Origin of the sequence: Burkholderia sp. LS-044 (assembly GCF_004803625.1) — a bacterium.
In the GTDB taxonomy this organism is placed as follows: Bacteria; Pseudomonadota; Gammaproteobacteria; order Burkholderiales; family Burkholderiaceae; genus Burkholderia; species Burkholderia cepacia.
Genome location: NZ_SSWO01000003.1, coordinates 205314 through 228784, shown reverse-complemented (window position 1 = coordinate 228784; position 23471 = coordinate 205314). Strand labels below are relative to the sequence as shown.

Sequence of the window (23471 nt, the reverse complement as noted above, 5' to 3'; positions counted from 1 at the left end):
GTCACGCTATAATCGTCCGTTGCGACCCGTGCGCCCGCGGCGCCCGTTCGCAGCCGCGCGGCGCGCCCGCCGCTTCTTTCGCTCCAACCGGCCGCGATGGCCGCTTCGCCCGTGAACCCTCGACTCGACTCGCTCCAGCCCTATCCCTTCGAAAAGCTGCGCGCCCTGTTCAAGGACGTGACGCCTTCCGGCGCCCTCAAACCGATCAGCTTCGGCATCGGCGAGCCCAAACATGCGACCCCGGCGCTGATCCGCGACGCCGTGGTGGCCGCCCTCGACGGTCTCGCGTCGTACCCGGCCACCGCCGGCTCGGACGCGCTGCGTACGTCGATCGCGCACTGGCTCGAGCGCCGCTACGGGCTGCCGGCCATCGATCCGGCCACGCAGGTGCTGCCCGTGTCGGGCTCGCGCGAGGCGCTGTTCTCGCTCGCCCAGACGGTGATCGACGCACGCCCGTCCGAAACGGGCGAGAAGGCGATCGTACTCTGTCCGAATCCTTTCTATCAAATTTACGAAGGCGCGGCGCTGCTGGCCGGTGCCGAACCCTATTTCGCGAACAGCGACCCGGCCCGCAACTTCGCGTGCGACTACGCGTCGGTGCCCGACGCGGTCTGGGCGCGCACGCAGCTGCTGTACGTCTGCTCGCCGGGCAACCCGACGGGCGCCGTGCTGACGCTCGACGACTGGCGCGAGCTGTTCGCGCTGTCCGACCGCCACGGTTTCGTGATCGCGTCCGACGAGTGCTATTCGGAAATCTATTTCGACGAAGCGGCACCGCCGCTCGGCGGCCTCGAGGCCGCGCACCGCCTCGGCCGCGGCTTCGAGCGGCTCGTGATGCTGTCGAGCCTGTCGAAACGCTCGAACGTGCCGGGCATGCGCTCGGGTTTCGTCGCCGGCGACGCCGCGCTGCTGAAGAAATTCCTGCTGTACCGCACGTACCACGGCGCGGCACTTTCGCCGGTCTGGCAGCACGCGAGCATCGCCGCGTGGAACGACGAGGCGCACGTGCGCGAGAACCGCGCGCTGTACCTGCAGAAGTTCAACACGGTCACGCCGATGCTCGCCGACGTGATCGACGTGAAACTGCCCGACGCGGCGTTCTACCTGTGGGCCAACGTGTCGCGCACCGGCCTGTCGGACACCGAGTTCGCCCGTCGCCTGTACGCCGACTATAATGTGACGGTTCTGCCCGGCTCGTACCTGGCGCGCGATGCGCACGGCACGAATCCGGGCCGCGATTTCATCCGGATCGCGCTCGTCGCGGGCACCCCCGAATGCGTCGAGGGCGCGCAACGTATCGTCGATTTCTGCCGGTCTCTCGCGCGGTAATCGTCCATCCGATCAATTCCATCCAATCTCCTGCGAAAACGAACATGTCGCAACAACTTCAGCAAATCATCGATACCGCCTGGGACAACCGCGCCGAGCTGTCGCCGAAGGCCGCGCCGGCCGACGTCCGCGAAGCCGTCGCGCACGCGATCGAGCAGCTCGACAAAGGCGCGCTGCGCGTTGCCGAGAAGATCGACGGCAACTGGACCGTGCACCAGTGGCTGAAGAAGGCCGTGCTGCTGTCGTTCCGCCTGGAGGACAACGCGCCGATGCCCGCCGGCGGCTACTCGCAGTTCTACGACAAGGTGCCGTCGAAGTTCGCGAACTACACGGCAGAAGATTTCGCCGCAGGCGGCTTCCGCGTCGTCCCGCCGGCCATCGCGCGCCGCGGCTCGTTCATCGCGAAGAACGTCGTGCTGATGCCGTCGTACACCAACATCGGCGCGTACGTCGACGAAGGCACGATGGTCGACACGTGGGCAACGGTCGGTTCGTGCGCGCAGATCGGCAAGAACGTGCACCTGTCGGGCGGCGTCGGCATCGGCGGCGTGCTCGAGCCGCTGCAGGCGAACCCGGTCATCATCGAAGACAACTGCTTCATCGGCGCCCGCTCGGAAGTCGTCGAAGGCGTAATCGTCGAGGAAAACTCGGTGATCTCGATGGGCGTGTACCTCGGCCAGAGCACGAAGATCTACGATCGCGAGACGGGCGAAGTCAGCTACGGCCGCATCCCGGCCGGTTCGGTCGTCGTCGCCGGCAACCTGCCGTCGAAGGACGGCTCGCATAGCCTGTATTGCGCGGTGATCGTCAAGAAGGTCGACGCGAAGACGCGCGCGAAGGTCGGCCTGAACGAGCTGCTGCGAGGCGACTGATGGCGAAGCCGCACACCGTGGTCGTCTACGGCATTCCGAACTGCGACACCGTGAAGAAGGCCCGCGTGTGGCTCGACGATCACGGCGTCGAATTCGAGTTCCACGACTTCAAGAAGCTCGGCGTCAGCGCGCCGCTGATCGAAGACTGGCTGAAGGACGTGTCGCTCGACGCACTCGTCAACAAGCGCGGCACCACGTGGCGCGGCCTCGACGACGCAATGAAGGCGGCCGCCGAAACGAAGACCGGCGCGGTCGCGCTGATGATCCACAAGCCGTCGGTCATCAAGCGTCCCGTGCTGGTGGTCAACGGCCGCGTGAAATCGCTCGGCTTCGTGGCCGATCAATACGCGGCGCTGTTTGCCGCATAGGGCTGCCCGCGCTGCGCCTGTCGGCGCAGCCCGACGTCTTGTCGCTGCCGGCCACCGCGCCGGCATTTTTTATCGAAAGTGGTCCGAACCATGTCCGCCACCCTAGCCCTTACCGAACAGCTGATCGCCCGCGCGTCCGTCACGCCCGACGACCAGCATTGCCAGCAGATCCTGACCGAGCGCCTCGCCGCGCTCGGCTTCGAATGCGAGACCATCGCGTCGCACGGCGTGACCAACCTGTGGGCCGTCAAGCGCGGCGCCGACGGCCGCGACGGCAAGCTGCTCGCCTTCGCGGGCCACACCGACGTCGTACCGACCGGCCCGCTCGAGCAATGGAGCTCGCCGCCGTTCATCCCCGCCCATCGGGACGGCAAGCTGTACGGCCGCGGCGCGGCCGACATGAAGACGTCGCTCGCGGCGTTCGTCGTCGCATCCGAGGAATTCGTCGCGGCACACCCCGGCCACCGCGGCGCGATCGCGTTCCTGATCACGAGCGACGAGGAAGGCCCCGCCACCGATGGCACCGTCAAGGTCGTCGAGCTGCTCGAAGCGCGCGGCGAACGCATGGACTACTGCATCGTCGGCGAACCGACGTCGACCAACGAACTCGGCGACGTCGTCAAGAACGGCCGCCGCGGCTCGATGTCGGGCGAACTGGTCGTCAAGGGCGTACAGGGCCACATCGCCTATCCGCACCTCGCGAAGAACCCGATCCACCTGCTCGCGCCGGCGCTCGCCGAGCTCGCCGCCGAGCAGTGGGACGAAGGCAACGAATACTTCCCGCCGACCACCTGGCAGGTGTCGAACCTGCACGCCGGCACCGGCGCGACCAACGTGATCCCCGGCCACGCCGACCTGCTGTTCAACTTCCGCTTCTCGACCGCGAGCACGGTCGAGGGCCTGCAGGCGCGCGTGCACGCGATCCTCGACAAGCACGGCCTCGAATACACGCTGAAGTGGTCGGTGAGCGGCCTGCCGTTCCTCACGCCGCGTGGCGAGCTGTCGGGCGCGCTGGAAAACGCGATCCGCACCGAGACCGGCATCACGACCGAGCTGTCGACCACGGGCGGCACGTCGGACGGCCGTTTCATCGCGCGCATCTGCCCGCAGGTGATCGAGTTCGGCCCGCCGAACGGCAGCATCCACAAGATCGACGAGCACATCGAAGTGCGCTTCATCGATCCGCTGAAGAACGTGTACCGACGCGTGCTCGAACAACTGATCGCCTGATGGAGCCTCGCATGACGACACCTTTTGCCACTGTTCGCGACCTGCTGCGCTACGCGGTCACGCGCTTCTCGAAGGCGAAGCTCGCGTTCGGCCACGGCTCCGACAACGCGTACGACGAAGCGGCCTACCTCGTGCTGCGCACGCTCGAACTGCCGCTCGACACGCTCGAGCCGTTCCTCGACGCACGGCTCCTGCCCGACGAAATCGCGGCCGTGCTCGCCGTGATCGAACGGCGCGCGACCGACCGTGTGCCGGCCGCGTACCTCACGCATGAAGCCTGGATGCATGGCCATCGCTTCTATGTCGACGAACGTGTGATCGTGCCGCGCTCGTTCATCGGCGAACTGCTCGACGACGGGCTGCAGCCGTACGTCGCCGATCCCGAACAGGTCGGCGCCGTGCTCGAGCTGTGCACGGGCTCGGGCTGCCTCGCGATCCTCGCGGCGAGCGCGTTCCCGAATGCCGAGATCGACGCGGTCGACCTGTCCGACAAGGCCCTCGAAGTCGCCGAGATCAACGTGCGCGACTACGGCCTCGAAGACCGCGTCGCACTGCACCACGGCGACCTCTACGCACCGCTGCCCGCGTTCCGCACCGACCCGGGCACGCGTTACGACGTGATCCTGACGAACCCGCCGTACGTGAATGCCTCGTCGATGGCCGCACTGCCGCCCGAGTACCGTCACGAGCCGGAGATGGCGCTCGCGGGCGGCGATGACGGGATGGACATCGTGCGACGCATCGTCGCCGAAGCCCATCGCTGGCTGCACGACGACGGCGTGCTCGTCGTCGAGATCGGCAACGAGCGCGAGAACGTCGAAGCCGCGTTCGGCGGCCTCGAACTCACGTGGCTGCCCACCAGCGCGGGCGACGACGCCGTCTTCCTGATCCAGGCGTCGGACCTGCCGCGCAAGGCCTGAGCCTTTCCGGCCCGCCCGCCGTGCGGCGCACCATTGCGCCGCACGGTTGGGTAAGATGCGCGTAGGCGGCCGCCCGGCCGCGCGACCTCAGGAGTCCGTCACGCGCCCATGACCCTCGACTGGCTACATCTCGGCACCCTGATCCTGACCATCCATGTGCTCGGGATCGTCGCGGCGTGCCACGCGATCATGAACACGCGCACGTCGCAAGGCGCGATCGCATGGGCCGTCTCGCTTGCGGCCATGCCGTACCTGACGCTCGTTCCGTACCTGTTCCTCGGTCGCAGCAAGTTCTCCGGCTACGTCGACGCCAGGCGCCACGAGCTGGAAATGTTGCGCATGCACACACCCCGCTCGCCCTGGCTCAGCACCGATGCGACCGACGGGCCGGCCGCCGACGCGATCGGCCAGGCCGCGGTGCTCGCGCTCACGCGGCTCGGCGGCATGCCGTTCCTCGGCGGCAATTCGGTGCGCACGCTCGTGAACGGCGATGCGACGTTCTCGGCGATCCTGGCCGCAATCGACGCCGCGCGCGATTACGTGGTGGTGCAGTTCTTCATCGTGCGCGACGATGCGCTCGGCCGGATGCTGCGCGACTCGCTGCTCGCGCGTGCGGCAGCCGGCGTGCGCTGCTGCCTCCTGTACGACAGCATCGGCAGCTTCGACTTGCCGCACAGCTACGTCGACACATTGCGCCGGGGCGGCGTCGAGGTGCATCCGTTCGCGACCAACCGGAAGTTCGTCAACCGTTTCCAGCTCAACTTCCGCAACCACCGCAAGATCGTCGTCGTCGACGGCAATCGCGCGTTCGTCGGCGGCCACAACGTCGGCGTCGAATATCTCGGGGCGAAGCCGCGCCTGTCGCCGTGGCGCGACACGCACATCGAGATACGCGGCCCCGTGGTCGCGAGCATCCAGTACGTGTTCGCCGAAGACTGGCACTGGGCGACGCAGAAGCTGCCGCCGCTCGCGATGCCGCCGCCCGCGCAGCCGGGCGACAACATGCATTGCCTCGCCGTGCCGATGGGGCCGGCCGACAAGCAGGAGACGGGCTCGCTGTTCTTCGTCGAGGCGATCAACGCCGCGCGCGAACGGGTCTGGATCACCACGCCGTACCTCGTTCCCGACGAAGCCGTGATCTCCGCGCTGAAGCTCGCCGTCATGCGCGGCGTCGACGTGCGCATCCTGATTCCGAGCCGGCGCGATCACTACGTGGTATTCGAGGCGTCGAAGCTGTACGCGCGCGATCTGATCGATGCAGGCGTGAAGGTATTCCGCTACCGGCCCGGCTTCCTGCACCAGAAGGTCGTGCTGATCGACCGCATCGCGGCGGCGATCGGCAGCGCGAATCTCGACAACCGCTCGTTCCGCCTCAATTTCGAGATCATGGTGCTGACCGTCGACCGCGCATTCGCCGACGAGGTCGAGACGATGCTCGTTGCCGACTTCGCACAGGCGTACGAGGTCGATGCGAACGAATACCGCCGCTCGCCTGCCTGGCGACGCATCGCGATGCACGTCGCGCGGCTGTTCGCACCGATCCTCTGACGGCCGGGACCGCGGCGGCGGGCGGGCGACCCGCACCGGCGCCGCGAACGCCGCCGGCAGCCGTCACAGCAGCTTGTCGATATCCGCGGCGATTTCGTCCGGCTTGGTGGATGGCGCATAGCGCTTGACGATGCGCCCTTCGCGATCGATCAGGAATTTCGTGAAGTTCCACTTGATCGCCTTGAGGCCGAGAATGCCGGGCGCCTCATCGGTCAGGTAGCGGTACAGCGGATGCGCATGGTCGCCCTTCACGTCGATCTTCGCGAACATCGGGAACGTGACGCCGTAATTGCGCTCGCAGAACGCGCCGATCTGCGCGGCGTCGCCGGGCTCCTGCTTGCCGAACTGGTTGCACGGAAAGCCGAGCACATAGAAGCCACGCGCCGCGTACTGGTCGTACAGCTTCTGCAGGCCCGCGTACTGCGGCGTGAAACCACACTCGCTCGCGGTGTTGACGATCAGCAGCACCTTGCCGCGATACGCGTCGAGCGAGGCCGGCGCGCCGGCAAGCGTCTCTGCGCTGAACGAATACAGGGTGGACATCGGGCACTCCTTTTACGAAACCGGATCGACGTGGAGTCTAGGCGAAATTGCTCCATTGCGGCATCCGCCGAACGGCCAATGCCCGGCGCAGGCGGCGCGCAGTCTAGAATAGCGGTTTTGGCCAGTCATTTCCGCCGTGATCCGTTTCAATCAGTTCAGCCTTGCGCGCGGCACCAAGCCGCTGTTCGAGTCGACCTCCTTCGTACTCAATCCCGGCGAGAAAGCCGGCCTGATCGGCGCGAACGGCGCCGGCAAGTCGACGCTGTTCTCGGTCCTGCGCGGCGAGCTGCACTCCGACGGCGGCGATTTCTCGATGCCGCCGTCGTGGCGGATCGCCCACGTGTCGCAGGAAACGCCCGCCGTCGACCGCACGGCGCTCGACTACACGCTCGACGGCGACGCCGCGCTGCGCGAGATCGAGGCGCGCATCGCCGCCGCGTCCGCCGCGCATGACGGCGCCGCCGAAGCCGACGCGCACGCGGCGTTCGCCGACGCCGACGGCTACACCGCGCCGGCCCGTGCCGAGGCGCTGCTGCTCGGTCTCGGCTTCACGCTCGCGCAGACGCGCGAATCCGTCGCCAGCTTCTCCGGCGGCTGGCGCATGCGCCTGAATCTCGCGCAGGCGCTGATGTGCCGCTCCGACCTGCTGCTGCTCGACGAACCGACGAACCACCTCGACCTCGACGCGATCGTCTGGCTCGAAGACTGGCTGCACCGCTACCCCGGCACGCTCGTCGTGATCTCGCACGACCGCGAATTCCTCGATTCGATCTGCAATGTCACGCTGCACCTGGAAAACCGCCAGGTGAAGCGCTACGGCGGCAACTACTCGCAGTTCGAAGTGCTGCGCGCGCAGCAACTGGCGCTGCAGCAAAGCGCCTACGAAAAGCAGCAGAAGACGATCGAGCACCTGCAGAGCTTCGTCGACCGCTTCAAGGCCAAGGCGACCAAGGCCAAGCAGGCGCAGAGCCGGATGAAGGCGCTCGAGAAGATGGAGCTGATCGCGCCCGCACACATCGCGTCGCCGTTCACGTTCGAATTCCGCACGCCCGATGCCGCGCCGAACCCGATGATGGTGATGGAAGACGTCCGCTGCGGCTACCACGCCGACGGCGGAGCGGAGATCCCGATCGTCGAGCGCGTCGCGCTGTCGATCCAGAACGGCCAGCGCATCGGCCTGCTCGGCGCGAACGGCCAGGGCAAGTCGACGCTGATCAAGACGCTGGCCGGCACGCTGGCGCCGCTGTCGGGGCACGTCCGCGACGGCAAGGGGCTGACGATCGGCTACTTCGCGCAGCACCAGCTCGAAACGCTGCGTGAGGACGATTCGCCGCTGGCGCATCTGGCGCGGCTCGCGCCCGACACGCGCGAGCAGGAACTGCGCGACTTCCTCGGCGGCTTCAACTTCTCGGGCGACATGGCCACCAGCCCCGTCGGGCCGTTTTCGGGCGGCGAAAAGGCACGCCTCGCGCTCGCGCTGATCATCTGGCAGAAACCGAACCTGCTGCTGCTCGACGAACCGACCAACCACCTCGACCTCGAAACGCGCCATGCGCTGACGATGGCGCTCGCGCAGTTCGAGGGCACGCTGATCCTCGTCTCGCACGACCGCCACCTGCTGCGCGCGACGACCGACCAGTTCATGCTGGTCGCGAAGCACCGGCTGCAGCCGTTCGACGGCGACCTCGACGACTACCGCGACTGGCTGCTGCAGCACGCGGCCGAGCAGCGCGCCGCCGCGAAGGCGGACAGCGCGGCTTCGTCGGGCGCGGGTGCCGCGGCCAACCGCAAGGACCAGAAGCGTCAGGCCGCCGAGGAACGGCAGCGCCTGTCGGTGCTGAAGAAGCCGCTGCAAACGCGTATCACGAAGCTCGAAAAGGAAATGGAGACGCTGCACGCGGAGAAGGCACGCCTCGACGCATTCGTCGCCGATCCGGCGAGCTACGAAGCCGAGCGCAAGACGGAGTTGACCGATGCGATCCGCAAGCTCGGGGACGTCAACACGCGTCTCGAGACGGTCGAGGCCGACTGGCTTGCCGCGCAGGAAGAGCTCGAGCAGATCGGCTGACCGCTGTCGCGGCACAACCGGCCGGTACGCCAGCCCGGCGTGCCGGCTGCCTCGGCACCGCAGCACCTTGATATCGCGACACCTCGACAGGCCTATCCGTCCTTCTTCGGGCCCGGATACGACAAGGCCGGGCGCACGGTCCCGGCCTGTTCATTCACTACCGTCGTCACCCGGTTCGCCGGCCATCCGCCAGGCTGCCGGCTCAACGGCGCGGCAGCGTATCGCGCGGCATCTGCTCGTCGTCGCCCATCAGGTACCGGCGCCCTTCGGTCGGCCGCCGGATCGCGGCAGCGACTTCCGCTTCCGTCACGTCCTCGGACACGACCTTGCGCGCGAGACGCCCCTCTTCGTCGATCCATTCGACGATCCGGCATCCACCGCCCCAGGGTTGCCGAATCGGCTCCGACACGCGGCAGCCGCGCAGGTTGTAAAGGCGTCCGCCCGGCGCTTCCCCATAGGATTTCAACATAGGTTCCCTTCGCATTGCGCGGTTCGACAATCCGGCAAAGGATAGGGAAAAGCGATGTCCGGCGGGTTACAGAAGCCTACATATTCTTTACAACGAATTACGCGCCAGATCGCCGGCAGGCCCGGCCCGCGTGCCCGTGCAGCCGATCACTCGAGATCGCGCACGCGGTCGATCGCCTGCTCGAGCCGATCGACGGCCATCACGTTCAGCCCTTCGATCGGCTGCTTCGGCGCGTTCGCCTTCGGGATCAACGCGGACGTGAAACCGAGCTTCGCGGCCTCGCGCAGCCGCTCCTGCCCGCGCGGCGACGGCCGGATCTCGCCCGCCAGCCCGACTTCGCCGAACACGATCAGCCCCTTCGGCAGCGCCTTGTTGCGCATCGACGAATGGATCGCGAGCAGCACCGCGAGGTCGGCGGCCGGCTCGGTGATCTTCACGCCGCCCACCGCATTGAGGAACACGTCCTGGTCGAAGCACGCGATGCCCGCATGACGGTGCAGCACCGCGAGCAGCATCGCGAGCCGGTTCTGTTCGAGGCCGACCGCGAGCCGGCGCGGGTTCGGCACGTGCGCGGTGTCGACGAGCGCCTGGACTTCGACGAGCAGCGGGCGCGTGCCCTCCTGTGTAACGAGCACGCACGAGCCGGGCACGACCTGCTCGTGCTGCGACAGGAACAGTGCGGACGGATTCGCGACGCCGCGCAGCCCGCGCTCCGTCATCGCGAACACACCGAGTTCGTTGACCGCGCCGAAGCGGTTCTTGAACGCGCGCACGAGCCGGAACGACGAGTGCGTGTCGCCTTCGAAGTACAGGACCGTGTCGACGATGTGCTCGAGCACGCGCGGGCCGGCCAGATTGCCTTCCTTCGTCACGTGCCCGACCATGATGATCGCGGTGCCCGACTGCTTCGCGATGCGCGTGAGCTGCGCCGCGCATTCGCGCACCTGCGCGACGGAGCCGGGGGCCGACGTGAGCGCTTCCGAGTAGACGGTCTGGATCGAGTCGATCACGGCCACGTCCGGCCGTTCCGTGTCGATCGCGGCCTGGATCTTCTCGAGCTGGATCTCGGCTAGCAGCTTCAGTTCGTCTGCCGGCGCACCGCCGTCGAGCAGCGCAAGCCGTTGCGCGCGCAACGCGATTTGCGCGGCCGATTCCTCGCCGCTGATGTAGAGCGCACGCCGCTCGCTCGCGATGTCCGCGAGCGATTGCAGCAGCAGCGTCGATTTGCCGATACCCGGATCGCCGCCGATCAGTACGACGCCGCCCGGCACGAGCCCGCCGCCGAGCACGCGGTCGAATTCGCCGATGCCGGTGGAGAAGCGCGGCACGTCGGCTGCTTCGATGTCGACGAGACGCTGCACGGGCGCACGCTTCGCGAGCGACTGGAAACGATGGGCCGACGGCGTTTCAGGAACCGATTCGACGAGCGTATTCCAGGCCTGGCACGACGGGCATTGCCCTTGCCACTTCGGGGTCTGTCCACCGCACTCGCTGCAGACGTATACAGTTTTCTGTTTGGCCACGCGCGACGCCCTTATTCCGCGCGCACGGGCACGCGGCCGGCGACTGCACACATCAGCTCGTAACCGATCGTGCCGCAATGGCGGGCGACGTCGTCGATCGGCAATGCATTGCCCCACAGCTCGACCCGCGCGCCGACGCCGGCTTGCGGGCACGGGGTCAGGTCGACGGTAATCATGTCCATCGACACGCGACCGACGATCCGCGTGCGGATGCCGTCGACGATCACGGGCGTGCCTTCGGGCGCGACCCGCGGATAGCCGTCCGCATAACCGCATGCGACCACGCCGATCCGCATCGGCGCCTGCGCGGAAAACGTCGAGCCGTAGCCGATCGCCTGGCCCTTCGCGATCGTCTGCACCGCGATCAGTTCGGACGCGAGCGTCATCGCCGGCTTCAGCCCCGTGTCGGCGATGTCGGACGACAGCCCCGACGGCGACGCGCCGTACAGCACGATCCCCGGGCGCACCCAGTCGAAATGCGTGTCCGGATGCCACAGCACGGCGGCCGAGTTCGCGAGACTGCGCGCACCGGCGATGTTTTCCGCGCCGCGCTCGAACGTCGCGAGCTGCTCGGCGACGCCGCGCTCGTTGTCCGCATCCGAAAAATGGGTCATCAACGTGATCTGGCCGATGCCGGGGCACGCGCGGGCGCGCTCCCACGCGGCGCGGTATTTCTCCGGCAGGTAGCCGAGCCGGTTCATCCCGCTGTTCATCTTGAGCTGCACGTTGACGGGTTTCGACAGCCGCGCCGTTTCCAGCATCCGCATCTGCTCGTCGTTGTGGACGGTCGTCGTCAGGCTGTAGCGGTCGATCACGTCGATGTCGGTCGAGCGGAAGAACCCCTCCAGCAGCAGGATCGGGCCGGCCCAGCCGAGCTCGCGCAGCTTGACTGCCTCGTCGAGGTCGAGCAGGCCGAAGCCGTCGGTGCCGCGCAGGCCCGGAAACGCGCGGGCGAGACCGTGCCCGTACGCGTTCGCCTTGACGACCGCCCAGACCTTGGACGGGCCGGCAAAGCGGCGGACGACAGAGAGATTGTTCGCGAGAGCGGCGGTGTGGATGGTGGCGGAGATCGGGCGCGGCATGGGAAATTTACGTAAAGACGCTTGCGAATCATCAGCTTACCGCGCCTTTTGAGCACTGAAGCCGACAACTTGCGGAACGATCGGGGAATCTTGCTAGTCCGAACTGGCGTATTTTCATGTTATAAAGCCGTGCGCACAACCCATTTCGAACGGAATAAGCCGATCGCATACCAGGCGGCCTACGCGGCCCTGCCGCAGCGACGAAAGCATCGCATCAGATGAAAAAAGGTTTTTACACCATCATGGCCGCGCAGTTTTTCTCGTCGCTGGCCGACAATGCGCTCCTCATCGCCGCCATCGCCCTGCTGAAAGACCTTCACGCCCCCAACTGGATGACACCGCTGTTGAAGCTGTTCTTCGTGTTGTCCTACGTGGTGCTGGCGGCGTATGTCGGTGCGTTCGCGGATTCGCGCCCGAAGGGCCGCGTGATGTTCATCACCAACTCGATCAAGGTGGTCGGCTGCATGATCATGCTGTTCGGCGCCCACCCGCTGATCGCGTACGGGATCGTCGGCTTCGGCGCGGCAGCCTACTCGCCCGCGAAATACGGCATTCTCACCGAGCTGCTGCCGGCCGACCGGCTGGTCGCCGCCAACGGCTGGATCGAAGGCACGACCGTCAGCTCGATCATCCTCGGCACCGTGCTCGGCGGTGCGCTGATCAGCCCGCACATCGCGTCGCACGTGATCGCGCATACCCCCGCCTGGATCGGCACGCCCGCCGAAGCGGCGATGGCGATCATCATGGCGATCTACGTGGTCGCCGCGCTGTTCAACCTGCGCATTCCCGATACCGGCGCCCGCTACCCGAAGCAGGAACGCGGCCCGGTCAAGCTCCTCACCGATTTCGCCGACTGCTTCATGGTGCTGTGGCGCGACAAGCTCGGCCAGATCTCGCTGGCGGTCACGACGCTGTTCTGGGGGGCAGGTGCGACGCTGCAGTTCATCGTGCTGAAGTGGGCTGAAGTCTCGCTCGGCATGTCGCTGTCGGAAGGCGCGATCCTCCAGGCCGTGGTCGCGGTCGGTGTCGCGGCCGGCGCAATCGCCGCCGCGGCCCGGATCCCGTTGAAGAAGTCGCTGACCGTGCTGCCCGTCGGCATCGTCATGGGCATCGCGGTGATGCTGATGGCGTTCTACACGCGCGACCTGTTCCCGTCGCACTGGGCCGTGCATTTCGGCCACCTGCGCATGCCCGTGTACCTGATCATCGCGTACATCTTCCTGATGTGCGTGGGCGCGCTGTCCGGTTACTTCGTCGTTCCGATGAACGCGCTGCTGCAGCATCGCGGCCACGTGCTCCTGTCGGCCGGCCACTCGATCGCGGTGCAGAACTTCAACGAGAACCTGTCGGTGCTCGTGATGCTGTGCCTGTATGCAGTGCTCGTGTGGCTCGACGTGCCGGTCGGCGTCGTGATCGTCCTGTTCGGTACGTTCGTCTGCCTGACGATGTGGCTCGTGATGCGCCGCCACCAGGCGAACCAGCGCCAGTTCGACTCGGTCGCGCTGATCGGCGAATCGCGGCACTGACGCTACACTTCCCGTTTCCGTCCGCCGGCGCCGGTCTCCGAACCGGCGCATTGCCCCGATGACGCACCCGATACCCAACATCCTGACGATCGCCGGCTCCGATTCGGGCGGCGGCGCAGGCATCCAGGCCGACCTGAAGACGTTCTCCGCGCTGGGCGCCTACGGCGCCAGCGCGATCACCGCGCTGACCGCCCAGAACACCCGCGGCGTAACGGGCGTGCATGCGCCGGACGCGGCGTTCGTGGCCGCACAGCTCGACGCGGTGTTCAGCGACATCCGCATCGATGCGGTCAAGATCGGGATGCTCGCGAATGCCGCGATCGTGCACGCGGTCGCCGACGCGCTGCGGCGTTATACGCCACGCTTCGTCGTGCTCGACACGGTGATGATCTCGAAGAGCTCGCACGCGCTGCTGGCGCCCGATGCCGTCGACGCGTTGCGCGATGCGCTGCTGCCGCTCGCGACGGTCGTGACGCCGAACCTGCCCGAAGCGGCCGCGCTGCTGAACGACGTGCCCGCCACCACGGAAGACGACATGGTCCGGCAAGGCCGGGCCCTGCTACAGACGGGCGCGCGTGCCGTACTGATGAAAGGCGGCCACCTGCCGGACGCGTCCGCGAGCCCCGACTGGCTCGTCGAAGCGGCGCGCACCGTGCGGCTCGACGGTGCACGCGTACCGGTCAGCAACACGCACGGCACCGGCTGCACGCTGTCGTCGGCGATCGCCGCGCTGCTGCCGCAACAGCCCGACCTCGAAAGCGCGGTGCGCGAAGCCAAGACCTACCTGACCGGCGCGATCGCCGCGAGCGGCCACCTCGACGTCGGCCACGGCGTCGGCCCCGTCCATCACTTCCATCGCTGGTGGTAAGCGCCGGCTGACGCGGCGTCAGTGATCCTGCGCCGCGAACGCCTGCGCGCGCACCGGCCAGTCGTCCGGCACGACGAACCCGCGCGCCCGTTCGCGCCAGGTGCCGTCACCGCCCTTTTCATGAATGCCGATCAGCGCGGGAGCCTCGCGCGTCGTCAACACGGGCGGCAGTTCCAGAGCGGCCGCCAGCGGTTCCGGCTCGAATCCGGTATCGGCGGCGGCACGCCGCGGCGCCAGCCACGCCAGCCTAGGCAACACACTCCATGCGGCGCCGGCACGCTGCGCGGCCGCCCACGCCGGCCACTGCGCGTGCGTCAGCCAGAATCCGCGCGGGTGATCCGGCGCGATTTCGGCGGACACCGGCGGCAACGGCTCGCCGTGCGGATAGAACAACCAGCCCTTGATGAACATCTGCGCGTCGGACGGCGCGCCGTAGCCGAGCCGCGCGAACCCGTCGTGTTCGCCGAGGCGCAACTGGTGATCGAGCAGCCGGCTGCGCTTGCGGTCGAACCGGTCGACGAGATTGGGGCCGACGAAGTCGGCAAGCGATGCACCGTCGCGTACCGGCGCGCACAAATAGCACTTCACCGCGAGCTCCCAATGCAGGCGCTGACCGCCCGGCGCGTCGACGAGAAAATCGACTTCGCCGAGCGTCTTGCCGTTGCTGCGCAGCGGGAGATTGGCCGCGACGAGCCGCAGCGACGGGCCGTGCGTCAGGAAATACTCGAGCAGGCATTCCGCGTAGCGGCCGAGCCGGGTGGGCCGGAATCCGTCGAGCGCGCGATGCAGCGGCCCGGGCTGCGCATCGAGCGCGGCGAGCCATGCGTGGACGGCCGACTGCCCGGCCGCATCCGGCCACGGGCGCGCAAGCGGCGCTCCCGGTACCGCGGTGAGGAGGCTCGGGCTGGCAAGCAACCAGCCCAGATCGCGAACCGCGGCGTCATGCAGCGTATCGACGAATGCGCACGCCGCGCCCGTCGTCATTGCCCGGCCGGCCCGTTCACGTCGGCGCCTTCCGCGCGCCGGAACGTGTCGCGTGCGAGGCACAGGTCGGCCCATGCCTTCGACTTGTCCTGCAGGCTGCGCAACAGGTATGCCGGGTGGTAGGTCACGATCACCGGCACGCCCTCGTACGCATGCACGCGCCCGCGCAGCGACGCGATGCTCGCATCCGTCTTCAGCAAGGTCTGCGCGGCGAAACGGCCGAGCGCGACGATCAGCTTCGGCTTCACGAGCGCGACCTGACGCTGCAGATAAGGCTCGCAGCGCGCGACCTCGTCCGGCTCCGGGTTGCGGTTGCCGGGCGGCCGGCACTTGATCACGTTCGCGATGTACACGTTGTCGCCGCGCTGGAGCGACAGCGACTGCAGCATGTTGTCGAGCAGCTTGCCGGCCTGGCCGACGAACGGCTCGCCCTGCTTGTCCTCGTTTTCGCCCGGCGCTTCGCCGATCAGCATCCAGTCCGCTTCGCGGTCGCCGACCCCGAACACGGTGTTGGTCCGCTTCTCGCACAGCCGGCAGAGCGTGCAGTCGGCCACGCGCGCAGCCAGCGCGTCCCAGTCGAGTGTCGCAACCGGGGTTTCGGCGCGTCGCAATGGGGCCGTCGGCGCGGGATCGCCCGGCGGCGCCGCGTCGAACCACGCAAAATCGTCGGCTCCGGCAGGCGGCGCATCGTCCATCGGCGGCATCGTGTCGGTCGATGCGACCGGCGCGGCGCGCGCGGGCACGCGATCGCCGTCGTCGACGCGGTGCGCCGGGGCGGCAGGCTCGCGAACCGGCGGAACATCGACGCTCCGCGCCACTGCCGGCGTCGCCTCGTCTTGCGCCGGCGTACGCGCGGTGCGCGCAGGTCGCTCGGTCGCAACGACGGCAGGTGCGGCGTTCTCCGCCCCCGTTTGCGCCGCGGCGGGCGCTTCGACTGCCGCACCCGCGTCCGCGCCTTCATTCGCGCCCTGCCCGCGCCGCACCCAGATCTGCGCGAGGCCCATTTCCTCGAGCGCCGCTTCAGCCCATGCCATGCGCGTCCCCCTCATCCTTGTTCAGCGTCAGACGCATCACGATCGCGTCTTCCCGGCTGTGGTGCTTCGCCGGGTAGTAATTCTTGCGCCGGCCGATCGTCACGAAGCCGAAGCGCTCGTACAGATGGATCGCGCGCGGATTGGACGGCCGCACCTCGAGCAGCACGCCGTCGAGCCGCTCCGCGCGCGAAATGCGCACGGCCTCGCGCAGCAGCGCAAGGCCCGCACCCGCGCGCTGCGCGGCCGGCGCGACGCACAGATTAAGCAGGTGCATCTCGTCGACCACGGGCATCAGCACGCAATAGCCGACGAGCGAACCCGTCACGTGCCGCAGGCACACGCCCAGGTAGCCGTTGCGCAACGAATCCTCGAAGTTGCCGCGGCTCCACGGGAACTCGTACGCGACGTGCTCGATCGCGACGACCTCGTCGAGATCGGCATCCGTCATCGGCGCCAGGTAGCGGTCGCTCAGCAGTACGCCCGTCATCCCTTCGCTCCGCCTGCCTGAGCGGCGCGTGCCGCGACGCGCTCGGCGGTCGTCTGTGCCACCTTGTCGCGCACGTACTCCGGTGCGGCCTGGTCGGCCGGCACCGTACGGCCGGCGCGGAACGCGCGCAGCGCGGCATGGGCGACCGCCAGCGCGTGCGGCATCGCGTCGCCGTCGATTACGGCCGCGTGCGCCGCGGCCGGCAACTGCGCGCCGAACGCGGCGGCCGCGTTACCCGCGAGCGTGAACGGCGTATCGGGCACGCCGACCGCACCCGGTACATCGAGCGAAGCCGGATGCAGCGTGAGCCAGTCGCCGGCGCTTTCGTCCCACGCGAAGTCCGCCCAGTAGGCTTCGTCCATCCGCGCATCCAGCGCGGCGAGGACGCGGGTCGTACCGGGGGCGCGCAGCCGCGCGTGCTCGGCGCACGCGAGCAGCGTGCCGATCGGCACGACCGGCAGCCCGCGCCCGAACGCGAGCCCCTGGGTGATGCCCGTCGCGGTGCGCAGGCCCGTGAACGAGCCGGGGCCCGCGCCGAACGCGATCGCGTCGCAATCGGCGAGCGTCAGCCCCGATTCGGCGAAGAGCGCCTGGATTGCCGGCAGCACGCGCGTGCTCGACACGGCGCCCGTCAGCTCGTGGCGGACCCAGGTTTGCGGGATGGAAACGGCGTCATCGGCCTGGGCCGAGCGCAGCAGCGCGACCGAGCAGTATTCGGTCGACGTATCGATGGCGAGGAGCACTGTTTGCGTCATGGGCGACATTGTAATGCGGCACCCCGCTCCCACGGGCGATCGGGCCCGATCCGTGCGCACCCGCACGCCCGGCGGCGGTTTGGAAGGATCGCTCGACCCCGCGCGGCGGTCCGCTTGTTAAGATCGCCCGACCTGAAACCCTTACGGAGACGCCCGATGAGCGAACTCACCGCCCAATTCGACCAGGCCCAGATCGACGTCAAGCAGCTGACGGAACGGCCGGGCAACCTGACCCTGCTGCGCCTGTACGCGCTCTTCAAGCAGGCGACCGACGGCGACGCCCATGGCGACAAGCCGGGCTTCACCGACATCGTCGGCAAATACAAGTACGACGCATGGGATGCGCTGAAGGGCACGTCGCAGGATGCGGCAAAGCAGCAGTACATCGAACTCGTCGAATCGCTGAAGAACGGCACGGCATCCTGACCGAATAGCCTTCGGCCGCCCCCGGTCGCAATAGGCAATCAAATCAGTGGCGCAGCGCAGCAAATCTCTTTATAATGCTGGCTGCGTCATCTCCGCGCTCGGCTCGCAAGCCGTTCCGGCCCGACGCCTCGTAGCGTTAAGCTCCAATCCGGTTTAGAACCTGTCCCCTCCTGCTTCGACCTTCGCGGTCGTCACTTATCAGGCTGGCGGCCCCGCTCCTGAAGCGCGCCGCACCCAAAACAGCTTCTAATGCCTCATCCGCCGACGGTTCGGCGGATTGCACCCGTTTCCCGATTTGCTCGCTGAATCCGACGACTTGGGTATGCGCGATTGGCGCCGACGTTTCACCCACTGTGTTTCAAGGATTGTTATGACTTCGAGCATCAACTCCAGCCCGCTCAACGCGATCGCCGACCAGGCGCTCGGTCTCGACGACGCCGCCGCACCGGCCGCGGTCGAACCGGCGTCGGACGAGCCGAGCTTCGCGTCGCTCGGGTTGTCGCCGGAGATCGTCTCCGCGCTGCAGGCCGCCGGCTATGTGAAGCCGACGCCGGTCCAGCAGCGCGCGATTCCGGCCGGCATCGCCGGCCGTGACCTGCTGGTCTCGAGCCCGACCGGTTCGGGCAAGACCGCTGCATTCATGCTGCCCGCGATCGAACGTTTCGCGCAGCTCCAGAAGGCACAGGCGCAGCAACCGCGCGCGCCGCGTGAACCGAACCAGGGCGACCGCCGTGCGCGCCGCCCGCAACCCGTCGCGCGCCCGGGCCTGCTCGTGCTGACGCCGACCCGCGAACTCGCGATGCAGGTCACCACCGCCGCGTCGACCTACGGCAAGCACCTGAAGCGCCTGCGCACGGTCAGCATCCTCGGCGGCGTCGCCTACGGCCAGCAGCTGATGCTGCTCGCGAAGAATCCCGAAATCCTGGTCGCCACGCCGGGCCGTCTGCTCGATCACCTCGAACGCGGCCGTATCGACCTGTCCGAGCTGAAGATGCTCGTGCTCGACGAAGCCGACCGCATGCTCGACATGGGCTTCATCGACGACATCGAAACGATCGTCGCCGCGACGCCCGCGACGCGCCAGACGATGCTGTTCTCGGCCACGCTCGACGGCAAGATCGGTTCGCTGACGAGCCGCCTGCTGAAGGATCCCGAGCGTATCGAGATCCAGCAGCGCCTCGAGTCGCGCGCGAACATCGCGCAGACCGTGCACTACGTGGACGACCGCGACCACAAGGATCGCCTGCTCGATCACCTGCTGCGCGACGACGCGCTCGACCAGGCGATCATCTTCACGGCGACCAAGATCGATGCCGACCAGCTCGCCGGCCGTCTCGCCGACGCAGGCTTCGAATCGGCCGCGCTGCACGGCGACCTGCCGCAGGGCGCGCGTAACCGCACGATCCGTGCGCTGCGCGAGCGCCGTGTGCGCGTGCTGGTCGCGACCGACGTCGCGGCGCGCGGCATCGACATCCCGGGCATCACGCACGTGTTCAACTACGACCTGCCGAAGTTCGCGGAAGACTACGTGCACCGTATCGGCCGTACGGGCCGTGCGGGCCGTTCGGGCACCGCGGTGAGCCTCGTGCACCACGCCGAACAGGGCGCGCTCAAGCGCATCGAACGCTTCGTGCGCTCGCCGCTGCCGGTCAACGTGATCGAAGGTTTCGAGCCGCGCAAGGCACCCCCGCGCAACGGCGGCACCGGCGGCCGCGGCCGTCCGGGCGGCGGTAACGGCGGCGGTCGACGTTTCGGCGGCAAGCCGGGCGGCGGTCATGGCGGCAACGGCCGCAGCTACGGCGGCGGCAATGGCGGCGGCTGGAGCGGCAAGCCGGGCGGCAGCCGTGACGGCGGCCCGCGCCGCGACGGTCAACGCAGCGGCGGCCCGCGTCGCAGCAACTCCGCGTCGTAAGCACGCACGGGCGGCCACCGGCCGCCCCACGGATGGCACTGCCCATTCAGCCAACCGGCGCATCTGCGCCGGTTTTTTTTCGCCCCGCCCCACATTTCACGATGCGGAAAATTTTTTTGTGTCGTAAAAAATCATGCTGCGTGGCACAACCCGGGCGATTGCGGGATGGGAAAAGGCATTTCTTATCTCGAAATTACAACTTCAAGCCACTGATTCAAAACAACTAAAAATTTGACTGCCGCCCCACAAAGCCCCCTGTCCCGCCTCGGTCGATTTGCCTAGACTCTTATACAAGACCTCACGAACCGGAACACAACGCTCCCGGCTTCGAGAACAGCCTCACCACCGTCAGATTCAACCCATCAGGCATCGCACCGCATCAAGGAGCTCATCATGTCGCGTCAGCAACAGGCACAGGAACTGCAAAAGCAATGGGAAACCGATCCGCGCTGGAAAGGCATCAAGCGCAGCTATTCGGCTGAGGACGTGGTCCGCCTGCGCGGTTCGGTTCCGATCGAGCACACGCTCGCCAAGCGCGGCGCGGAAAAGCTGTGGAGCCTCGTCAACAACGAGCCGTTCGTCAACGCACTCGGCGCGCTGACCGGCAACCAGGCGATGCAGCAGGTGAAGGCCGGCCTGAAGGCCATCTACCTGTCCGGCTGGCAAGTGGCCGGCGACGCGAACGTCGCGGGCGAAATGTACCCGGACCAGTCGCTGTACCCGGCAAACTCGGTGCCGCTCGTCGTGAAGCGCATCAACAACACGCTGACGCGCGCCGACCAGATCCAGTGGTCGGAGGGCAAGAATCCGGGCGACGAAGGTTATGTCGACTTCTTCGCACCGATCGTCGCCGACGCGGAAGCCGGTTTCGGCGGCGTGCTGAACGCGTTCGAGCTGATGAAGGCGATGATCGAAGCCGGCGCATCGGGCGTCCACTTCGAGGACCAGCTCGCGTCGGTGAAGAAGTGCGGCCACATGGGCGGCAAGGTGCTCGTGCCGACCCGCGAAGCCGTCGCGAAGCTGTCGGCAGCGCGTCTCGCGGCCGACGTGATGGGCACGCCGACCGTGCTGGTCGCCCGCACCGACGCGGAAGCCGCCGACCTGATCACGTCCGACGTCGACGACAACGACAAGCCGTTCCTCACAGGCGAGCGCACTGTGGAAGGCTTCTTCCGCACGAAGCCGGGCATCGGGCAGGCGATCTCGCGCGGTCTTGCCTATGCGCCGTACGCCGACCTGGTCTGGTGCGAAACCGGCAAGCCGGATCTCGAGTACGCGAAGAAGTTCGCGGAAGCGATCCACAAGCAGTTCCCGGGCAAGCTGCTGTCGTACAACTGCTCGCCGTCGTTCAACTGGAAGAAGAACCTCGACGACGCGACGATCGCGAAGTTCCAGAAGGAGCTCGGCGCGATGGGCTACAAGTTCCAGTTCATCACGCTGGCCGGCTTCCATGCACTGAACTACTCGATGTTCAACCTCGCGCACGGCTATGCCCGCACGCAGATGAGCGCCTTCGTCGAACTGCAGCAGGCCGAGTTCGCGGCCGCGGACAAGGGCTTCACGGCCGTCAAGCACCAGCGCGAAGTCGGCACCGGCTACTTCGACGCCGTGACGCAGACGGTCGAACGCGAAGCGTCGACGACCGCACTGCACGGCTCGACCGAGGACGAGCAGTTCTTCGACGGCAAGAAGGTCGCGTAACACGCGCCAGGCGTGTCATGCCGATGCCCGCCCCGTCTCGCGACGGTGCAGCGTCGGCCACTGAACAAGAATCAGGGAGGAGACGGCAGGCGCGCGATACCGATCGCGCGACCGGCCGCGCGGCCTGCGTGCCGCCAGCAACGACGCGCGCCGGCTTCGTCCGGCGCGCCCTTTTTCCAGGGCACCGCCCTACCGATAGACGATCACCGGAATTTTCGTATGGGTCAGCACGCGCTGCGTCTCGCTGCCGATCAGCAAGCTGCCGAGCCCGCGGCGTCCGTGGGACGCCATGAAGATCACGTCGCAACCGCCGCGTTCTGCCGCCTCGATGATGCCGAGATACGGCGACGGATGGACGCTCGTCCAGGTGTCGCAGTCGACGCCGGCCGCCTTCGCGGCCGATTCGACCTCGTCGAGATGCGTGCGCGCCTCGCGCTCGCTGCGCGCCCGGAAATCGGCGGGCGGCTCGATGATCACTTCGGAAAACGGCGAGTACGGATACTGCGGCAGGCACGCGTACGCCGTGACGCGCGCACCGACCGCCCGGGCCAGGTCGATCGCGCCGTCGATCGCCTTCTGCGACAGTTCGGAACCGTCGGTTGGAACGAGGATGTGCCGGAACATCGCGCCCTCCTTCGTCAAGTACACGCCGCAAGCCGCGATCCCATCCGGGGCGGCCGTGGCGCGTCGGACATGCCTCCTACGAGTGTAGTGCGCGAAACCGCCCAACCGGCCCCGGCAGCGGGTTCGCCCTCATATCGGAAACACGCGGGCGAACGCGACCGGCTCCCGCTGCTACTCGCCCCAATATCCGGGCCGCTCGTAAGTGTGCTTCAGGTAGTCGAGAAACAGCCGCACACGCAGCGGCAGGTGCCTGCGTTGCGGGAACACCGCGTGGATGCCGATCGGCGGGGCGGCAAATGCGTCGAGCACGCTGACGAGCCGGCCGGCCGCGATGTCCTCGCCGACCTCCCACCACGAGCGCCACGCCAGTCCATGTCCGGCGAGGCACCACTCGTGCAGCACCGCGCCGTCCGAGCACTCCATCGTGCCGTTCACGCGGATCGACACGACCTTGCCGTCCTCCTGGAACGCCCAGCCGCGCTGCTGGTTCGCGTTTGCCGCGAGCGCGAGGCAGTTGTGCCGCGCCAGTTCCGCGAGCGTCGCGGGCGTGCCGCGCCGTACGAGATACGCGGGAGCCGCGACGCACACGCGGCGGTTCTCGCCGAGCTTCAGCGACACGAGCGACGAGTCGGGCAGCTCGCCGAGCCGCACCGCGCAATCGAACCCCTCGTTGACGAGGTCGACCATGCGGTCGGACAGGTCGAGCGTGACGGATACGTCGGGATGCCCGACGCTGAATTCGGGCACGAGCGGCGCGACGTGCCGCCGGCCGAAGCCGGCCGGCGCGGAAATACGCAGGTGGCCGCTCGCCTTGACGCCGCCGGCGGACACGCTCGCCTCGGCGTTCTGCATGTCGTTGATGATCCGCTGGCAATCCTCGAGAAACGCCGAGCCCTCGAACGTCAGCGTGAGCTTGCGCGTCGTGCGCACCAGCAGCTTGACGCCGAGCCGCTCCTCGAGCGCGTCGAGGCGTCGGCCGATGATCGCCGGGGCGACGCCTTCCGCATGCGCGGCCGCCGACAGGCTGCCCTTCGCCGCGACCGCAGCGAACGTTTCGATCTGCTTGAACCGGTCCATGACTCGCCGGGGCGGTGCCGCCGCCCTTCAAATAGCTTAAACGGCTCAAGATTAGGTATATGAAAGTAAAAGATCAAGTGATGAATAGCGTCTTTTTTAGCGCATACGATCACGAATAGAATTTA

The 23471-nt window shown here is 67.6% G+C and carries 22 protein-coding genes; 12 read left to right on the top strand and 10 right to left on the bottom strand.

Annotation, left to right across the window (positions count from 1 at the left end):
• Positions 1 to 96: 96 nt before the first annotated feature.
• The 6 genes from dapC to cls all read left to right on the top strand — a co-directional run bounded on the left by dapC (position 97) and on the right by cls (position 6267).
• A complete protein-coding gene (gene dapC / locus E9536_RS09460) occupies positions 97 to 1329 on the top strand; it encodes a succinyldiaminopimelate transaminase (protein ID WP_027787081.1) in 1233 nt (410 codons plus the stop codon).
• 44 nt (positions 1330 to 1373) lie between these two features.
• The gene (dapD, locus tag E9536_RS09455; RefSeq protein ID WP_014896723.1) at positions 1374 to 2201 is read left to right on the top strand and encodes a 2,3,4,5-tetrahydropyridine-2,6-dicarboxylate N-succinyltransferase; all 828 of its coding nucleotides are present in this window, start codon (positions 1374 to 1376) and stop codon (positions 2199 to 2201) included.
• Positions 2201 to 2569 carry an ArsC family reductase gene (locus E9536_RS09450; protein ID WP_006478478.1) on the top strand — a complete coding sequence of 123 codons (369 nt, stop codon included), beginning with the start codon at positions 2201 to 2203 and terminating at the stop codon, positions 2567 to 2569. The genes dapD and E9536_RS09450 overlap by 1 nt, the downstream gene beginning before the upstream one ends.
• Positions 2570 to 2659: 90 nt before the next feature.
• The gene (gene dapE / locus E9536_RS09445) at positions 2660 to 3799 is read left to right on the top strand and encodes a succinyl-diaminopimelate desuccinylase (RefSeq protein ID WP_060084331.1); all 1140 of its coding nucleotides are present in this window, start codon (positions 2660 to 2662) and stop codon (positions 3797 to 3799) included.
• 11 nt (positions 3800 to 3810) lie between these two features.
• Positions 3811 to 4719, top strand: coding sequence for a 50S ribosomal protein L3 N(5)-glutamine methyltransferase (gene prmB / locus E9536_RS09440; RefSeq protein WP_060358392.1), 909 nt, complete (start codon positions 3811 to 3813; stop codon positions 4717 to 4719).
• A 108-nt stretch (positions 4720 to 4827) separates the two neighbouring features.
• Positions 4828 to 6267 carry a cardiolipin synthase gene (gene cls / locus E9536_RS09435; RefSeq protein ID WP_059694711.1) on the top strand — a complete coding sequence of 480 codons (1440 nt, stop codon included), beginning with the start codon at positions 4828 to 4830 and terminating at the stop codon, positions 6265 to 6267.
• Positions 6268 to 6330: 63 nt separating this feature from the next.
• Here the strand turns inward: cls and E9536_RS09430 are convergent, their stop codons facing one another.
• Positions 6331 to 6810, bottom strand: a complete 480-nt coding sequence (locus tag E9536_RS09430; RefSeq protein ID WP_027787077.1) for a glutathione peroxidase — start codon at positions 6808 to 6810, stop codon at positions 6331 to 6333.
• A gap of 136 nt (positions 6811 to 6946) precedes the next feature.
• Between E9536_RS09430 and E9536_RS09425 the strand changes: the two genes are divergently transcribed.
• The gene (locus E9536_RS09425) at positions 6947 to 8878 is read left to right on the top strand and encodes an ATP-binding cassette domain-containing protein (RefSeq protein WP_136469773.1); all 1932 of its coding nucleotides are present in this window, start codon (positions 6947 to 6949) and stop codon (positions 8876 to 8878) included.
• Between the two features lie 202 nt (positions 8879 to 9080).
• Here the strand turns inward: E9536_RS09425 and E9536_RS09420 are convergent, their stop codons facing one another.
• The 3 genes from E9536_RS09420 to alr all read right to left on the bottom strand — a co-directional run bounded on the left by E9536_RS09420 (position 9081) and on the right by alr (position 11952).
• Positions 9081 to 9347, bottom strand: coding sequence for a DUF2866 domain-containing protein (locus E9536_RS09420; RefSeq protein WP_021159088.1), 267 nt, complete (start codon positions 9345 to 9347; stop codon positions 9081 to 9083).
• A gap of 146 nt (positions 9348 to 9493) precedes the next feature.
• The gene (gene radA / locus E9536_RS09415; RefSeq protein WP_027787075.1) at positions 9494 to 10870 is read right to left on the bottom strand and encodes a DNA repair protein RadA; all 1377 of its coding nucleotides are present in this window, start codon (positions 10868 to 10870) and stop codon (positions 9494 to 9496) included.
• An 11-nt stretch (positions 10871 to 10881) separates the two neighbouring features.
• Positions 10882 to 11952 carry an alanine racemase gene (alr, locus tag E9536_RS09410; RefSeq protein WP_021159086.1) on the bottom strand — a complete coding sequence of 357 codons (1071 nt, stop codon included), beginning with the start codon at positions 11950 to 11952 and terminating at the stop codon, positions 10882 to 10884.
• Positions 11953 to 12170: 218 nt separating this feature from the next.
• Between alr and lplT the strand changes: the two genes are divergently transcribed.
• Together lplT and thiD are read left to right on the top strand one after the other, a co-directional pair.
• Entirely contained in the window at positions 12171 to 13478 is a 1308-nt protein-coding gene (lplT, locus tag E9536_RS09405) for a lysophospholipid transporter LplT (RefSeq protein WP_119337960.1), read from the top strand.
• Positions 13479 to 13536: 58 nt separating this feature from the next.
• Positions 13537 to 14346 carry a bifunctional hydroxymethylpyrimidine kinase/phosphomethylpyrimidine kinase gene (gene thiD / locus E9536_RS09400; protein ID WP_119337961.1) on the top strand — a complete coding sequence of 270 codons (810 nt, stop codon included), beginning with the start codon at positions 13537 to 13539 and terminating at the stop codon, positions 14344 to 14346.
• Between the two features lie 18 nt (positions 14347 to 14364).
• On the opposite strand, the gene E9536_RS09395 is transcribed toward thiD, so the two are convergent.
• The 4 genes from E9536_RS09395 to tsaB are packed head-to-tail and all read right to left on the bottom strand — an operon-like array spanning position 14365 to position 17615.
• Positions 14365 to 15330 (bottom strand): DUF1853 family protein, encoded by a 966-nt coding sequence (locus E9536_RS09395; RefSeq protein ID WP_060194431.1) that lies wholly within the window; start codon positions 15328 to 15330, stop codon positions 14365 to 14367.
• Positions 15327 to 16364 (bottom strand): uracil-DNA glycosylase, encoded by a 1038-nt coding sequence (locus tag E9536_RS09390; protein WP_136469772.1) that lies wholly within the window; start codon positions 16362 to 16364, stop codon positions 15327 to 15329. The genes E9536_RS09395 and E9536_RS09390 overlap by 4 nt, the downstream gene beginning before the upstream one ends.
• The gene (rimI, locus tag E9536_RS09385) at positions 16351 to 16851 is read right to left on the bottom strand and encodes a ribosomal protein S18-alanine N-acetyltransferase (protein ID WP_021159081.1); all 501 of its coding nucleotides are present in this window, start codon (positions 16849 to 16851) and stop codon (positions 16351 to 16353) included. Before rimI ends, E9536_RS09390 begins: the two co-directional genes overlap by 14 nt.
• Positions 16848 to 17615: a tRNA (adenosine(37)-N6)-threonylcarbamoyltransferase complex dimerization subunit type 1 TsaB gene (gene tsaB / locus E9536_RS09380; RefSeq protein WP_136469771.1), complete on the bottom strand. Its 768-nt coding sequence runs from the start codon at positions 17613 to 17615 to the stop codon at positions 16848 to 16850. Before tsaB ends, rimI begins: the two co-directional genes overlap by 4 nt.
• Positions 17616 to 17762: 147 nt before the next feature.
• Here tsaB and E9536_RS09375 point away from each other — a divergent pair, with 147 nt between their 5' ends.
• The 3 genes from E9536_RS09375 to aceA all read left to right on the top strand — a co-directional run bounded on the left by E9536_RS09375 (position 17763) and on the right by aceA (position 21645).
• Complete coding sequence (locus E9536_RS09375; RefSeq protein WP_011352486.1) at positions 17763 to 18032, top strand: acyl-CoA-binding protein; 270 nt, start codon at positions 17763 to 17765, stop codon at positions 18030 to 18032.
• 370 nt (positions 18033 to 18402) lie between these two features.
• Positions 18403 to 19944: a DEAD/DEAH box helicase gene (locus tag E9536_RS09370; RefSeq protein ID WP_021159078.1), complete on the top strand. Its 1542-nt coding sequence runs from the start codon at positions 18403 to 18405 to the stop codon at positions 19942 to 19944.
• A gap of 393 nt (positions 19945 to 20337) precedes the next feature.
• The gene (aceA, locus tag E9536_RS09365; protein WP_027787068.1) at positions 20338 to 21645 is read left to right on the top strand and encodes an isocitrate lyase; all 1308 of its coding nucleotides are present in this window, start codon (positions 20338 to 20340) and stop codon (positions 21643 to 21645) included.
• A 189-nt stretch (positions 21646 to 21834) separates the two neighbouring features.
• Here aceA and E9536_RS09360 read toward each other — a convergent pair whose 3' ends face one another.
• Positions 21835 to 22269, bottom strand: a complete 435-nt coding sequence (locus tag E9536_RS09360) for a universal stress protein (protein WP_011352489.1) — start codon at positions 22267 to 22269, stop codon at positions 21835 to 21837.
• Positions 22270 to 22440: 171 nt separating this feature from the next.
• Positions 22441 to 23346 (bottom strand): LysR family transcriptional regulator, encoded by a 906-nt coding sequence (locus tag E9536_RS09355; RefSeq protein WP_021159074.1) that lies wholly within the window; start codon positions 23344 to 23346, stop codon positions 22441 to 22443.
• Positions 23347 to 23471 lie beyond the last annotated feature (125 nt).

What these genes read in the sequence shown, in the direction of transcription:
- dapC (WP_027787081.1), top strand. Translation starts at nt 97, where the DNA reads ATGGCCGCTTCGCCCGTGAACCCTCGACTCGACTCGCTCCAGCCCTAT.
- dapD (WP_014896723.1), top strand. Translation starts at nt 1,374, where the DNA reads ATGTCGCAACAACTTCAGCAAATCATCGATACCGCCTGGGACAACCGC.
- E9536_RS09450 (WP_006478478.1), top strand. Translation starts at nt 2,201, where the DNA reads ATGGCGAAGCCGCACACCGTGGTCGTCTACGGCATTCCGAACTGCGAC.
- dapE (WP_060084331.1), top strand. Translation starts at nt 2,660, where the DNA reads ATGTCCGCCACCCTAGCCCTTACCGAACAGCTGATCGCCCGCGCGTCC.
- prmB (WP_060358392.1), top strand. Translation starts at nt 3,811, where the DNA reads ATGACGACACCTTTTGCCACTGTTCGCGACCTGCTGCGCTACGCGGTC.
- cls (WP_059694711.1), top strand. Translation starts at nt 4,828, where the DNA reads ATGACCCTCGACTGGCTACATCTCGGCACCCTGATCCTGACCATCCAT.
- E9536_RS09430 (WP_027787077.1), bottom strand. Translation starts at nt 6,810, where the DNA reads ATGTCCACCCTGTATTCGTTCAGCGCAGAGACGCTTGCCGGCGCGCCG.
- E9536_RS09420 (WP_021159088.1), bottom strand. Translation starts at nt 9,347, where the DNA reads ATGTTGAAATCCTATGGGGAAGCGCCGGGCGGACGCCTTTACAACCTG.
- alr (WP_021159086.1), bottom strand. Translation starts at nt 11,952, where the DNA reads ATGCCGCGCCCGATCTCCGCCACCATCCACACCGCCGCTCTCGCGAAC.
- lplT (WP_119337960.1), top strand. Translation starts at nt 12,171, where the DNA reads ATGAAAAAAGGTTTTTACACCATCATGGCCGCGCAGTTTTTCTCGTCG.
- thiD (WP_119337961.1), top strand. Translation starts at nt 13,537, where the DNA reads ATGACGCACCCGATACCCAACATCCTGACGATCGCCGGCTCCGATTCG.
- E9536_RS09395 (WP_060194431.1), bottom strand. Translation starts at nt 15,330, where the DNA reads ATGACGACGGGCGCGGCGTGCGCATTCGTCGATACGCTGCATGACGCC.
- E9536_RS09390 (WP_136469772.1), bottom strand. Translation starts at nt 16,364, where the DNA reads ATGGCATGGGCTGAAGCGGCGCTCGAGGAAATGGGCCTCGCGCAGATC.
- rimI (WP_021159081.1), bottom strand. Translation starts at nt 16,851, where the DNA reads ATGACGGGCGTACTGCTGAGCGACCGCTACCTGGCGCCGATGACGGAT.
- tsaB (WP_136469771.1), bottom strand. Translation starts at nt 17,615, where the DNA reads ATGTCGCCCATGACGCAAACAGTGCTCCTCGCCATCGATACGTCGACC.
- E9536_RS09375 (WP_011352486.1), top strand. Translation starts at nt 17,763, where the DNA reads ATGAGCGAACTCACCGCCCAATTCGACCAGGCCCAGATCGACGTCAAG.
- E9536_RS09370 (WP_021159078.1), top strand. Translation starts at nt 18,403, where the DNA reads ATGACTTCGAGCATCAACTCCAGCCCGCTCAACGCGATCGCCGACCAG.
- aceA (WP_027787068.1), top strand. Translation starts at nt 20,338, where the DNA reads ATGTCGCGTCAGCAACAGGCACAGGAACTGCAAAAGCAATGGGAAACC.
- E9536_RS09360 (WP_011352489.1), bottom strand. Translation starts at nt 22,269, where the DNA reads ATGTTCCGGCACATCCTCGTTCCAACCGACGGTTCCGAACTGTCGCAG.
- E9536_RS09355 (WP_021159074.1), bottom strand. Translation starts at nt 23,346, where the DNA reads ATGGACCGGTTCAAGCAGATCGAAACGTTCGCTGCGGTCGCGGCGAAG.